This window comes from Streptococcus mitis ATCC 6249, assembly GCF_000146585.1.
Taxonomy (GTDB): domain Bacteria; phylum Bacillota; class Bacilli; order Lactobacillales; family Streptococcaceae; genus Streptococcus; species Streptococcus mitis_AZ.
In genome coordinates this window covers 265,426-278,379 of the sequence record NZ_GL397179.1, presented here as the reverse complement: position 1 = coordinate 278,379, position 12,954 = coordinate 265,426, and the positions used below count along the sequence as shown (strand labels likewise).

The window sequence follows — 12,954 nt, the reverse complement described above, 5'->3', positions numbered from 1 at the left end:
ACATTCTAACTAGAAAATCGAAGACGAAAAATAAAATGATATTATTTTTTCAAACTCTTAAAAATCATGATTACCCCTACCATCATTCCTAAAGATGGAACTGGACGCCACAACAAACTCCAAAATATAGATTGTATTTTTAACATTGGTTCATCATCAACTACATGGTAAGGATTTATATGAAAAAGCAAAAGACAGCAACATATGACCAAAACACCACATAGAAATAAGATATCTGGATTTATTTTTCTAATTTTAATCATCCCCTTCCACAATACTTTATTTTTTCAAAAAATGGGAACTTCTTATAGAGAGAAGTGTCTTTTTATTCGTGATAAAATGCAAGGACTAGGGTTAGTGTAACGATGTCTCGCCTAAAATCCGCTCAAAGAATCTTAGGCGAGACAATCGTTTCAGCTACCAAGTGATAGGTACTATTCTCTGGTCAACCTCCGCACCTACATTTGAAATTTGTATATATCTCCCAATTTTGAAAGTATAAAGTATAAACTAAAAGACGAATAGTGTATTCAGCAAAACAACTACTGACAGATCCCTCCCTTCTAGTTTAGCTAAATACTTTTGTTAACGCTTTCATTTTATCATAAAATAATTTCAATGTCAAATTTATTTATGAATATAGCTCTATAAATTATAATAAGTAACAAATGTCCTAGAAATTAAAAGCAAAAAACTTTTAGAATATTTATCACTTATGTTTCTAAAACCCTTATTCTCTTGTATTCAATATTCAATATTAGTATCATTGCTTTTACAACGGCCAATCTCAGATCAGTATTTCTTCCACCAATAGTATATTTAATCATTATTTTGAATATTTTGATAATGTTTTATCAGTGACATAAAAGATTTCTTTTAATTTAATATTTAAATGTGCAATATAAATCCAGAGTCCGTCAAAAAAACAGCCCCATCTTCGGAGCTGTTTTTCTCTATGCTTTCTTTTCTTGATTCTTAGAAATACTACGATTTTTACCTTCTAGGTACACCATCAAAATAGAAATATCTGCTGGATTTACTCCCGAAATACGGCTAGCTTGACCGATGGTTTCTGGATTGATGAGTTTGAACTTCTGACGCGCTTCTGTCGCAATCGAGTCAATATCATCCCAGTCTATATTGGCTGGAATGCGTTTTTCTTCCATGCGTTTCATCTTAGCAACCTGATCCATGGCTTTGGAAATATATCCCTCGTACTTGATCTCTGTTTCAATCAATTCGATAATCTTGTCATCCAAGTCCTCTGCTGCAGGTCCGATGAAAGCCACCACATCCTGGTAAGAAACTTCTGGGCGACGAAGGAACTCCTTGGCTGTCACGGCATCTGTCAACGGCTTAAAGCCCATCTCCTCAACCTTGGCATTGGTTTCCTTGACCGGCTTGAGTTTGATACTGTCTAGGCGCTTCATCTCGTTGTCAAATTGATTTTTCTTGATTTCAAAACGGGCCCAGCGTTCATCATCAACGAGACCAATCTCGCGCCCCATTTCTGTCAAACGCATATCGGCATTGTCATGACGGAGAATGAGACGGTATTCAGCCCGACTGGTCAAGAGACGGTAGGGTTCAATGGTTCCCTTGGTCACCAAGTCGTCAATCATGACCCCGATATAGCCGTCGCTTCGCTTCAAAATCAACTCAGGCTTGCCTTGGATTTTCAGAGCTGCGTTGATCCCAGCGATAATCCCTTGACCTGCTGCTTCTTCATAACCTGACGTTCCATTTGTCTGACCAGCAGTGAAAAGACCTGAGATTTTCTTGGTTTCCAGAGTGGCACGTAACTGGTGAGGCAAGACCATGTCGTACTCGATAGCATAACCCGTTCGCATCATCTCAGCATTTTCCAAACCTTTGATAGAATGAACTAGCTCGCGCTGTACATCTTCAGGCAGACTGGTTGAAAGACCTTGAACATAGACTTCCTCAGTATTGCGCCCTTCTGGCTCAAGGAAGAGTTGGTGGCGTTCCTTGTCCGCAAAGCGCACAATCTTGTCCTCAATCGATGGACAGTAACGAGGCCCCACTCCCTTAACCACACCTGTAAACATTGGCGCGCGGTGGAGGTTGTTTTGGATAATCTCATGACTGGTACCATTAGTGTAAGTCAACCAGCATGGCACCTGGTCCTTGACATAATCCTCATCACGTGAAGTATAGGAGAAGTGATTTGGCGCCTCGTCTCCTGGCTGGATTTCTGTTACATCATAATTGATAGAGGAAGCCTTGACGCGTGGAGGGGTTCCTGTCTTGAAACGACCGATTTCGAGACCCAGTTCCTTGAGATTATCAGCTAGGTTAATCGAAGCTAGACTGTGGTTAGGTCCTGATGAGTACTTGAGGTCTCCGATGATGATTTCCCCACGGAGTGCAGTTCCTGTCGTCACGATAACGGCCTTGGCAGCATATTCTTGATGGGTCGCAGTACGCACTCCAACTACCTTGCCATCTTCCACCAAAATCTCATCGATCATGGTTTGACGAAGGGTAAGGTTGTCTTGATTTTCAACTGTCTTGCGCATTTCCTTAGAATAAAGCTCCTTGTCAGCCTGCGCACGAAGGGCTCGGACAGCTGGACCTTTCCCAGTGTTAAGCATCTTCATCTGGATGTAAGTCTTGTCAATGGTTTTGGCCATCTCGCCACCGAGGGCATCGACTTCACGCACGACAATCCCCTTGGCAGAACCACCGATAGAAGGGTTACAAGGCATGAAAGCCAGCATTTCAATGTTGATGGTCGCGAGCAAAACCTTGCAGCCCATACGGCTAGCAGCCAAGGAAGCCTCAACCCCAGCATGTCCCGCACCGATTACAATAATATCGTATTCTTCCGTAAAATTATAAGTCATTTTCTCTCCTATTCTTCAAGATGAATGTGTCTTAGTTGGCCGTCCCAATCTGGTAGGGCTGTTTTTAAAAAGGCTGGAACGAGCTGGATATTCTGGAGTTTATCCAAATCAATCCACTCACAAGGCTGCCTTTTCTCATCTTCCTGCATGGTTAAAGGAGCGTCCTCCAGTAGATCAACTAAATAATGAAATTCGATGTTGTGATAGGAAACACCGTCCTGTTCAAAACGATTTTCAACCACGAAAGCTAGCTGCCCAGCTTGAGCTCTGACACCCAGTTCTTCCTTCACTTCACGGACTACCGCTTCTTCCGTTCTTTCATTGACTTGGATGGCACCACCGATAGTGTAATACTTGCCCTCATCTTTTGTAACCAAAAGCTGATTATTTTGGACAATCAAGGCTGTCGCCCGAACTCCAAAAACCGTATTTCCCACTTTGGTCCGAAAATCCACTTGAGTCATCTCTTTCCTTTCCTCAAAACGACACAAAAACAGTCAAAACTCCAAAGAAGTGCAGGACAAAAAGCCTGCAACATCCATGAGCTTTGACCATCATTTCTATTGCTGTTATTATTGTAGCAAATTGAGAAAATTTGTCAATCTATATGTACTGACAAACTTGTCCATCGCGGTAAGCATTGTCAATCAAACCACCACCGAGACATTCTTCACCGTCGTAAAAGACAACGGCCTGCCCTGGTGTAATGGCTCGCTGTGGCTCCGCAAAGATGACCTCTGCCTTGTCTCCTTTGACATGTACAGTCACCTTAGAATCAGGCTGACGGTAGCGGAATTTAGCCGTACATTCGAGCGTGAATTCCTCTGGCATGTCACGAGTAAAGTGAACTTGACTGGCCTCTAGGCTAGTTGACATGAGCGAATCATGGTAGAAACCTTGTCCGACATAGAGGATATTCTTGCTGAGGTCTTTTCCGACAACGAACCACGGCGCATTGTCCCCACCGTGTTGACCACCGATACCCAGTCCGCCACGCTGACCAATCGTATAATACATAAGGCCTGCATGCTCCCCCATATCGCGACCATCCACAGTCATCATGCGACCAGGCTGGGCTGGTAGGTAGTTGCTGAGAAAGTTTTTAAAGTTCTTTTCTCCGATAAAGCAAATCCCTGTAGAGTCTTTCTTCTTAGCAGTCGCAAGTCCTGCTTCTTCAGCTAGTCTGCGAACTTCAGGCTTTTCCAAATGTCCCAAGGGGAACATGGTTTTTTGGAGTTGTTCTTGCGAAAGTTGGCTGAGGAAATAGGTCTGATCCTTGCCATTGTCAACGCCACGAAGCATGTGAACGATGCCATCCTCATCACGCGCCACTCGAGCATAATGCCCAGTCGCTACATAGTCTGCTCCCAAGGTCATGGCATAGTCCAGAAAGGCCTTGAACTTGATTTCCTTGTTACACATAACATCTGGATTTGGCGTGCGCCCTGCACGGTATTCCGCTAGGAAATACTCAAAAACGCGGTCCCAGTACTCTTTTTCAAAATTGACAGAGTAGTAAGGAATGCCGATCTGGTCTGCCACCGCAGCCACATCCTTGTAATCTTCGGTCGCCGTACAGACGCCGTTTTCATCTGTGTCATCCCAGTTCTTCATGAAGATACCGATCACATCGTAGCCCTGCTCCTTGAGCAAGAGAGCCGTCACCGACGAATCAACACCACCACTCATCCCCACAACAACACGTGTTTTAGAGTTATCACTCATGGTAAGTCTCCCATCTATTCGTTTATTTATACCCCTCAAAATTCTATTTACTATGACTTTCAATAGAATTTATTTGAGTATAGTCATTTCGTTTGCTTTTAGTACTAGGCAACGAGTTGCAGGCATAACTTGAGTTAGGCAAGACGAGTTAACGACGTAATAAAAGATAAACGAAATGACTAGTTCACGATTGAAGGTCGTGTGTGCTTAACGATTGAAGGTCGCTTGAGCAGTATTCATTATAACACGCTTGGTTGGAGAAGACAAGGGAGGGATGGGAATACATGCAGAAAAGCAAACAAAAAGTCGAGGGATTTCCTCGACTTTTACATATTTTTCTGTTAGCTAGTTCTTAATACCAACCGTTGTTAAGCCAGAAGTTCTTGGCAGCTGTCCATGAACCGTAACGTCCTGCAACGTAGGCATCTGCTACACGTTCTTGGTTTTCAGCTGAGTAGTCACCGTTCAAGTATGAATCTGTCAATTGGTAACGTCCGATGTAACGTCCGTTTGTCGCTGTGTAGCTACCACCTGACTCTTTTTGAGCGATCCATTCTTTGGCTTCTGCTTCAGAACCACTTACTGTAGAAGCTGCTGCAGTGTTACTTTCTGCTGCTGGTGCTGCTGGCGCTTCATAGGTTGTTGTTTCAGTTGTTTCTTCTGCAGTTTCTTCTGTAGCAACTGGTGCTTCATAAGTTGTCGCAGAAGCTGCAGCGGTTGCTGTTACTGTCGATGGAGCTGTTCCTTCGATAACCAATACTTGGTCCACAAAGATCAAGTGGATGTTTTCAATCTTGTTTTTTTCTGCCAATTTTTCAACAGTAGTGTTGTACTTCTCAGCGATTTCTGAAAGAGTGTCACCTGGTTTAACTGTGTAAGTTACAGATTCTTGCGCAGACGCAAGGGCTGGTGCAAAGAAAGCAAGCAAGGCTGCTAATCCTGCAAAAGTTGTTTTAATTTTTTTAGTTGTTAATGACATATCTAAAAATTCTCCTTTTTATCTATGATACTATTTTACTCCTCGAATGTTACCATTTCTTGACGGTTTTATGTAGAAATATTACAAAAATGTTTTATATTTACCGTTTTAAGGAGGTTTTTGTCACAAAAGGCCTTATTTTATACTATCTTTAATCATTTTGAGGTTTTGATAAGGGAAATAAGCGCAGAGGTTCATTCTTTGATATAATAGATATAAGAATCTTTGTAAGGGGAAACAGATGCAATCACTTCGTTTTCAATCTGTCTTTGATATTATCGGGCCTGTCATGATTGGCCCATCAAGTAGCCATACAGCTGGTGCCGTTCGTATCGGGAAAATCGTCTCTTCCATCTTTGACGATACGCCAACAGAGGTAGAATTCCAATTATTTAACTCATTTGCCAAGACCTACCGCGGTCATGGAACGGACCTCGCTCTCGTAGCTGGTATTTTAGGTATGGATACGGATGATCCTGATATTCCAAATAGCCTTGAGATTGCCCATAAACGGGGCATCAAGATTGTCTGGACCATTCAGAAAGACAGCAATGCTCCTCACCCTAACACCACTAAAATCACTGTAAAGAATGACCATAAGTCCATTAGTGTGACAGGGATTTCCATTGGTGGGGGAAATATCCAAGTTACGGAACTCAATGGCTTTGCCGTCTCTCTCAACATGAATACCCCGACTATCATCATCGTGCATCAGGATATTCCGGGTATGATTGCCCATGTCACAGAAGCCCTCTCTCGTTTTGATATCAACATCGCCCAGATGAATGTGACTCGGGAAAAAGCTGGAGAAAAAGCCATCATGATTATCGAAGTCGATAGTCGAAGTTGCGAAGAGGCGATTGAAGAAATCCGAAAAATCCCTCATCTCCACAATGTCAATTTCTTTAAGTAGGAGGAAACATGTTTTATTCTATCAAAGAATTGGTCGAGCAGGCGGATCTAGACTTCCGAGGAAATGTTGCAGAGCTCATGATTGCGACAGAATATGAACTGACCGGCCGATGCCGAGACGAGGTTCTCCTCCTCATGGAACGCAATCTAGAAGTCATGAAAGCCTCCGTTGAGCTCGGTCTTAGTGAAAACAAATCCCGCAGTGGCCTAACAGGTGGAGACGCGGCCAAGTTAGATCGCCATCTCAAAAGTGGCAAGGCCTTGTCAGATTTTACCATCCTATCAGCAGCCCGAAATGCCATCGCGGTCAACGAACACAACGCTAAAATGGGCTTGGTCTGTGCCACTCCAACCGCAGGAAGTGCTGGCTGTCTGCCAGCCGTTCTTACTGCAGCTATCCAAAAGCTTGACCTCAGCCACGAAGAACAGCTGGATTTCCTCTTTGCCGCAGGTGCCTTTGGATTGGTTATCGCAAACAACGCTTCTATCTCAGGTGCTGAAGGTGGCTGTCAAGCCGAAGTCGGCTCTGCCTCTGCCATGAGTGCCGCAGCCTTGACCTTGGCCGCAGGTGGAACGCCCTATCAGGCTAGCCAAGCTATCGCCTTTGTCATTAAAAATATGCTAGGTCTCATCTGTGACCCTGTCGCTGGTTTGGTTGAAGTTCCTTGTGTCAAACGAAATGCCATGGGAGCCAGCTTTGCCTTTATCGCGGCTGATATGGCCTTGGCAGGTATCGAATCTAAGATCCCTGTCGATGAAGTTATCGATGCCATGTACCAAGTCGGTTCCAGCCTCCCAACTGCCTTTCGTGAAACGGCTGAAGGTGGACTCGCAGCCACCCCGACTGGTCGTCGCCTACAAAAAGAAATCTTCGGAGAATAAATTTATCTATTAGGAGAAATCATGCCCTCTATCTCAGCAATCTTTTTTGATCTAGACGGAACTCTGGTTGACAGTTCCCTCGGGATCCACAATGCCTTTACCTATACCTTTGAACAACTAGGAGTTCCAAGTCCTGATGCCAAAACCATTCGTGGTTTCATGGGCCCGCCACTTGAAAGTAGTTTCGCGACCTGCCTTCCAAAAGAACAAATCTCAGAAGCTGTTCAAATCTATCGTTCTTACTACAAGAGAAAAGGCATCCACGAAGCCCAACTCTTCCCCCGAATAACGGAGTTGCTTCAAGAGCTTTCGCAAAACTACCCTCTCTACATCACTACAACAAAGAATACTCCTACTGCTCAGGATATGACTAAAAATCTGGGAATCCATCATTTCTTTGATGGCGTTTACGGTTCTAGTCCTGAAACGCCGCACAAGGCGGATGTCATCCGTTATGCCTTACAGATGCATCAACTGCCCGCAGACCAAGTCCTCATCATCGGGGACACCAAGTTTGATATGATTGGCGCCCAAGAAACTGGCATTAAAAAGTTCGCTGTTACTTGGGGATTTGGAGAAGAGGCTGATTTACTCAGCTATCAACCTGACTGGATTGCTCATACCGTTGACGATATCATTAGCCAGCTCTAACCATACAAAAATACTCCTAACACTAGTGAACTAGGTTGAGGAGTATTTTTTTGTATAGGTTGTTACTATAAGCGATTATTTGCTGTGAAACGACTCAGCCGTTTTTAGCTAGACTAAAAATATCTTAATATTTTCGTACCATGTCTTCAAATTGAGAGTCTTTCTTATTCTCTTCATTTTTTTCACTATTTTCTATCACTTTTTCTCTAAAGCGTTGACTGGGCATAGCGAGCATAATTAGCAGTGTTAATGCACCCAAAGGGACAAATACAATAAAGATATAGGCCCAATGGATACCCACATCTCGTAAGCGACGTACTATCAGTGCTAGTAGAGGAACAAACTCAACCAGCAACAAAATAATATACATACTGAAAAGCGCTATATTGATGATGGGGTTGTCAAATTCTAATCCAGTGAACAGCGAGTAGTAGACGGGAAAGAAAATCACCATATTTAGTAGCCAAACCCACCAAAATTCTGGACGTGTGGAACGACCAGAAAAATTTAAATACCCCTTCCAAAAATTTTTATAAGCATTCAGCATGCATGGACCTCCTTTCATTATATCTATTCACCATCTAGCCCATATCTTTATCTTGCTTTCGAAAATAAATCTATCGTTTCAGATCTACTTAATCCTCAAAAACCAGCCTCCTGCTTTAAACAGAAAACTGGTTTAGCATTTTCATTTTAAAAATCAGTCGAAATCCTTACTCAGCATGGGTTGTTTCATTTGCAAAAGAAATGATCGCTTCTTTGAGCTCATCTCCACTGAGTGAACGGAACTCCTCTATTTTTTGATTGATGGCTTCTAGAGGCATGACATTTACCTTACCAACGAAAATCTTGTCCATGACTTGATTATCAACCAATTCGGTCGAAACCAAGAGTTCTTCATAGAGTTTTTCCCCTGGGCGAATCCCAACTTCAACGATTGGAATTTCACTTTCTGTATGTCCACTTAGAAGGACCATTTTCTTAGCCAAGTCATAGATCTTGACTGGTTTGCCCATATCAAGGATAAAGACTTCTCCGTCCTTGGCATAAGCGCCAGCATGGATGACCAGACGACTGGCCTCTGGAATGGTCATGAAGTAACGTGTCATACGGAAGTCTGTTACCGTTACCGGACCACCTTCAGCAATTTGACGTTCAAAGACAGGAATCACGCTACCACGGCTACCAAGAACATTTCCAAAACGAACTGCACAGTAGGTTGATTTGCTACGTTGGTTAAAGCCAGTGACAATCAACTCTGCCACGCGCTTGGTTGCACCCATAACATTCGGTGGATTGACCGCCTTGTCAGTCGAAATCATGACCATCTTAGGCACTTTGGCCTCATCCACAGCCTTGGCAACATTGTAGGTTCCGAGGATATTGTTTTTGAAGGCTTCTTTTGGATTGCGCTCCATCATCGGAACGTGCTTGTGGGCAGCGGCATGGTAGACAATGGCTGGTTTGTACTGCTCAAACACCTGTAAGAGACGATCATAGTCCTGAATATCTGCAATAACAGGAACATAATCAATTCCTTGGAATGTACGGATCAATTCATGATAAACGAGATAGATTGAGTTTTCCCCATGCCCCAGCAAAATCACACGCTCTGGATTGAAGCGGCTAACCTGACGACAAATCTCCGAACCAATCGAACCACCAGCTCCTGTTACCAAGATAGTCTTGCCTGTCAGTTCTGAACCCAGACGGGACTCATCCAGACGAATTTCCTGGCGTCCTAAAAGGTCTGTGATATCAATTTTCTGGAAGCCACTGCCTCCACCCGGTTGGTGAAGTCCTTGCACAACTGTCTCAACCTTAGGCATCTTGTAACATTTGACACCTAGCTTATTACACATCTGCAAGATGCGTTCGTACTCTGAAGGGTCAAGTGAAGGAATCGCTACGATGACACGTTCGATTTGGTGACGTTTAGCCAATTCTGGCAGATTGTCATAGGAGCCCAAAACTGGGATGCCACCTAGTTTTTGTCCCTTTTTCTTTTCATCATTATCCAAAATTCCCACTAGCTCAAGCTCGCTAGTTGGATGTTGGTAGCTGTTCATAAAGAGGGCACCACCATCACCAGCACCAATCAAGAAGGTTCGACGGTGTTCTCCATCTCCACTACCTTTTTTACGTTTGGAGTAAATCAATTGCCAAGTGATACGAGGAAGCAAGATCAGGAAGGTACTCAATAAGATGAAGAGCACGATGAAACGGATAGAAAATAGTGGAAGGAAGGCATAGCAAATCCCATAGGAAAGAACACTACTAAATGTTACTCCAAAAAAGATTTTCATAAAATCCGTAATCTTACTGTAGCGGCTAATACTAGCATTCAGCCCCCAAAAAGCAATCATGATTTGATAGAAGAAGAAGGCTAAAAGAGTGTAGATCACATAGTCCACAGGCGCAGGATTTATTAGGCCATAAAACAAGATATAAGATACGATGATGGAAACCACCATACTCAGAATGTCGAATATCCCCCAAAACACCTGTTTTTGTTGTTTATTCAAAATTTCAACCAGATCAATAACATAATCTGCTAGTTTTTTATTCATCGAAGTTTACTCCCCCTTACAAGAGTCGGATAAAGCTGTTTTCTTCATAATATGCCTCGTTTCAACATACTCAACCTGAGGCTTATTGGCTTTTTCTTAGAAGTTTGACAAAGATAAACTGACGTACAAAGCCTGGGCAGAGTGCAACGATTGCTTGAATGGCAAGGCTTTTTGCATATTCCATGTAGGAAATTTGCCCTCTCTCAAGCATGCGCTGACGAGCCTGGCGATAGAGTTTTAGGTAACGCAAGCCACCTCGACGCTCAAACATCCCTGCACCGACACGAACCTGACACAAGATCTGATCCAGATTTCCAGTCTTAGCTCCTGCGGCAATCATATTGAGCCAGAGGAGATCATCTTCCATATAAAGTCCATCTTCATAGTTACCTGCCTTGAGAACCATATCCTTCTTGAACATGACTGTCATATGGTTAAAGGCACTTCTCATTCTTTGGTAAGCCACAATGTCTGCATGCCGAGTTGGGACACGACGGTAAGAAACAATCTCGTCAGGATTGTCAATAAATTCTGCAATATGTCCACCTAAGAGATCCAGATTTTCCTGTTCCATTAGTTGGACTTGCTTTTCAAAGCGGTCAGCTACCGCTATATCATCCGTATCCATGCGAGCGATGATATCGTACTGACACTGTAAAACACCGTATCGAAGAGCCAAACCTAAACCTTGATTTTCCTCTAAGGGGCAACGCTTAACTGGAATTTCTGACTGAGCTTCCACTTCATCTAGCACCTGATAGAGTTCTGGTGTGAGAGGCCCATCCTCTACGAGAACAAGCTCACTCGGTTTTAAGGTCTGGTTTTGAACACTTTTGATGGCATCTCTCAAAAATGTCGGATTTTCCTTTACATAGACCGACATCAAGACGCTAATTTTTTGCTTTTCAGACACAGTTTTTCTCCAATATATAGATTTCCTTCCACTATTTTATCACAAAATTTCCTAGTTTCCTATTTTTATATCAAATCAAGGAAAATTCTAGTAAAGAAATCTGTCTTCTTTCTGTATATTTTCAGTTAAATCTTTCCAGCTTTCCTCCCAGTCTTTACTTGACATTATATAGAAAAAACCTTAAAATAAGCTGTTATTAAAGTCATCTTATCGAGGTTTTCATGAAAAAACAATCACTCTTTTTTGTTCTTGGAATTGTCTTAATCGGGACTGTTTTACGCTCTCCTTTTACTGCTCTTCCAACCATTTTAGGAGATATTGCTCAGGGACTAGGAGTGGAGGTTAGCTCTCTTGGGATTTTAACCAGTCTCCCTCTCTTGATGTTCGCCCTTCTCTCTGCTTTTACGAGTCGCTTGGCGCAAAAAATCGGGTTGGAACATCTCTTTACTTACTGTCTTCTCCTCTTAACTGTTGGCTCTGTCATTCGGATTTTCAATCTTCCCCTTCTCTATCTAGGGACTCTGATTATCGGTGCGAGCATCGCCATCTTCAATGTACTCCTCCCAAGTATGATCCAGGCAAATCAGCCTCAAAAGATTAGCTTCCTAACGACACTCTATGTCACTGCTATGGGGATTTCCACAGCTATTGCTTCTTATCTATCTGTCCCTATCACCCAAGCTAGTTCTTGGAAGGGCCTCATCCTCGTTCTCAGCTTTCTCTGCTTGATCACTCTGCTAGTCTGGTTGCCAAATCATCGCCACAACCACTATCTAGAAGGGCAGCAAGAAAAGAAATCGAAAGAAAATATTCTAAAAAGCAAATCTGTCTGGGCTATCATTGTCTTTGGTGGTCTTCAGTCCTTGCTCTTTTATACAAGCATGACCTGGTTGCCAACTATGGCCATTAGTGCTGGTCTTTCTAATAGTGATGCGGCTCTTCTGGCTTCTATCTTCTCGCTGATCAGCATTCCTTTTTCGATGACTGTTCCAAGTCTAACCACTCGTCTGTCAGATGGTCACCGTCGAATCATGCTGGCAATTATCTCTATCGCTGGTATGATGGGAATTGCCATGCTCTTGTATCCAGCCAATAATTTCCTCTACTGGTTAGTCGTCCATCTCTTGATTGGAACGGCCTGCAGTGCCCTCTTCCCCTACCTCATGGTTTGCTTCTCACTTAAGACCAGCTCGCCTGAAAAGACTGCGCAACTCTCAGGACTAGCGCAAACAGGGGGCTACATCTTGGCGGCCTTTGGTCCTACCTTGTTTGGCTATAGTTTTGACATGTTCCAATCTTGGGTTCCAGCGGTTCTTGCCCTTCTAGCCATTGATATCATCATGACTATCTCACTCTTTATGGTGGATAAAACTAAGAAAATCCTCTAAACTCCTAATTTTTACTAGGAGTTTTTTATATATAAAATTTTTACACATATTTCTTGACAGGGCTTTC

12 protein-coding genes are annotated in these 12,954 nt (G+C 43.1%); 4 read left to right on the top strand and 8 right to left on the bottom strand.

Annotated elements, in window-relative coordinates; translation table 11 throughout:
• Positions 1-41 precede the first annotated feature (41 nt).
• The 5 genes from HMPREF8571_RS11235 to HMPREF8571_RS03280 all read right to left on the bottom strand — a co-directional run bounded on the left by HMPREF8571_RS11235 (position 42) and on the right by HMPREF8571_RS03280 (position 5,571).
• Positions 42-263, bottom strand: a complete 222-nt coding sequence (locus HMPREF8571_RS11235) for a hypothetical protein (RefSeq protein ID WP_141553695.1) — start codon at positions 261-263, stop codon at positions 42-44.
• A gap of 690 nt (positions 264-953) precedes the next feature.
• Entirely contained in the window at positions 954-2,867 is a 1,914-nt protein-coding gene (mnmG, locus tag HMPREF8571_RS03295; RefSeq protein WP_000221897.1) for a tRNA uridine-5-carboxymethylaminomethyl(34) synthesis enzyme MnmG, read from the bottom strand.
• Positions 2,868-2,875: 8 nt separating this feature from the next.
• Positions 2,876-3,331, bottom strand: coding sequence for an NUDIX hydrolase (locus HMPREF8571_RS03290; protein WP_000195367.1), 456 nt, complete (start codon positions 3,329-3,331; stop codon positions 2,876-2,878).
• 139 nt (positions 3,332-3,470) lie between these two features.
• Complete coding sequence (gene mnmA, locus HMPREF8571_RS03285; RefSeq protein WP_001282944.1) at positions 3,471-4,592, bottom strand: tRNA 2-thiouridine(34) synthase MnmA; 1,122 nt, start codon at positions 4,590-4,592, stop codon at positions 3,471-3,473.
• 352 nt (positions 4,593-4,944) lie between these two features.
• Positions 4,945-5,571, bottom strand: coding sequence for a LysM peptidoglycan-binding domain-containing protein (locus tag HMPREF8571_RS03280; protein ID WP_000060309.1), 627 nt, complete (start codon positions 5,569-5,571; stop codon positions 4,945-4,947).
• Between the two features lie 241 nt (positions 5,572-5,812).
• Between HMPREF8571_RS03280 and sdaAB the strand changes: the two genes are divergently transcribed.
• From sdaAB to HMPREF8571_RS03265, 3 genes are read left to right on the top strand one after another with little or no spacing between them, the layout of a single operon-like run.
• Positions 5,813-6,484, top strand: coding sequence for an L-serine ammonia-lyase, iron-sulfur-dependent subunit beta (gene sdaAB, locus HMPREF8571_RS03275; protein ID WP_001191177.1), 672 nt, complete (start codon positions 5,813-5,815; stop codon positions 6,482-6,484).
• Positions 6,485-6,492: 8 nt separating this feature from the next.
• Positions 6,493-7,365 (top strand): L-serine ammonia-lyase, iron-sulfur-dependent, subunit alpha, encoded by an 873-nt coding sequence (sdaAA, locus tag HMPREF8571_RS03270; RefSeq protein WP_000500048.1) that lies wholly within the window; start codon positions 6,493-6,495, stop codon positions 7,363-7,365.
• Between the two features lie 21 nt (positions 7,366-7,386).
• Positions 7,387-8,016 (top strand): HAD-IA family hydrolase, encoded by a 630-nt coding sequence (locus HMPREF8571_RS03265; protein ID WP_001139326.1) that lies wholly within the window; start codon positions 7,387-7,389, stop codon positions 8,014-8,016.
• Between the two features lie 124 nt (positions 8,017-8,140).
• Here the strand turns inward: HMPREF8571_RS03265 and HMPREF8571_RS03260 are convergent, their stop codons facing one another.
• The 3 genes from HMPREF8571_RS03260 to HMPREF8571_RS03250 form a co-directional block, all read right to left on the bottom strand.
• On the bottom strand, positions 8,141-8,563 hold the full coding sequence (locus HMPREF8571_RS03260; RefSeq protein ID WP_000930811.1) for a DUF805 domain-containing protein: 423 nt from the start codon (positions 8,561-8,563) through the stop codon (positions 8,141-8,143).
• Between the two features lie 166 nt (positions 8,564-8,729).
• Complete coding sequence (locus tag HMPREF8571_RS03255) at positions 8,730-10,586, bottom strand: polysaccharide biosynthesis protein (protein ID WP_001035411.1); 1,857 nt, start codon at positions 10,584-10,586, stop codon at positions 8,730-8,732.
• 82 nt (positions 10,587-10,668) lie between these two features.
• Entirely contained in the window at positions 10,669-11,499 is an 831-nt protein-coding gene (locus HMPREF8571_RS03250) for a glycosyltransferase (protein WP_001291467.1), read from the bottom strand.
• 221 nt (positions 11,500-11,720) lie between these two features.
• Between HMPREF8571_RS03250 and HMPREF8571_RS03245 the strand changes: the two genes are divergently transcribed.
• Positions 11,721-12,887, top strand: a complete 1,167-nt coding sequence (locus tag HMPREF8571_RS03245; RefSeq protein WP_000744874.1) for a CynX/NimT family MFS transporter — start codon at positions 11,721-11,723, stop codon at positions 12,885-12,887.
• Positions 12,888-12,954: the final 67 nt, after the last annotated feature.

Excerpts from the sequence above, each read along its gene's own strand:
- HMPREF8571_RS11235 (WP_141553695.1), bottom strand. The coding sequence starts at position 263 with ATGATTAAAATTAGAAAAATAAATCCAGATATCTTATTTCTATGTGGT.
- mnmG (WP_000221897.1), bottom strand. The coding sequence starts at position 2,867 with ATGACTTATAATTTTACGGAAGAATACGATATTATTGTAATCGGTGCG.
- HMPREF8571_RS03290 (WP_000195367.1), bottom strand. The coding sequence starts at position 3,331 with ATGACTCAAGTGGATTTTCGGACCAAAGTGGGAAATACGGTTTTTGGA.
- mnmA (WP_001282944.1), bottom strand. The coding sequence starts at position 4,592 with ATGAGTGATAACTCTAAAACACGTGTTGTTGTGGGGATGAGTGGTGGT.
- HMPREF8571_RS03280 (WP_000060309.1), bottom strand. The coding sequence starts at position 5,571 with ATGTCATTAACAACTAAAAAAATTAAAACAACTTTTGCAGGATTAGCA.
- sdaAB (WP_001191177.1), top strand. The coding sequence starts at position 5,813 with ATGCAATCACTTCGTTTTCAATCTGTCTTTGATATTATCGGGCCTGTC.
- sdaAA (WP_000500048.1), top strand. The coding sequence starts at position 6,493 with ATGTTTTATTCTATCAAAGAATTGGTCGAGCAGGCGGATCTAGACTTC.
- HMPREF8571_RS03265 (WP_001139326.1), top strand. The coding sequence starts at position 7,387 with ATGCCCTCTATCTCAGCAATCTTTTTTGATCTAGACGGAACTCTGGTT.
- HMPREF8571_RS03260 (WP_000930811.1), bottom strand. The coding sequence starts at position 8,563 with ATGCTGAATGCTTATAAAAATTTTTGGAAGGGGTATTTAAATTTTTCT.
- HMPREF8571_RS03255 (WP_001035411.1), bottom strand. The coding sequence starts at position 10,586 with ATGAATAAAAAACTAGCAGATTATGTTATTGATCTGGTTGAAATTTTG.
- HMPREF8571_RS03245 (WP_000744874.1), top strand. The coding sequence starts at position 11,721 with ATGAAAAAACAATCACTCTTTTTTGTTCTTGGAATTGTCTTAATCGGG.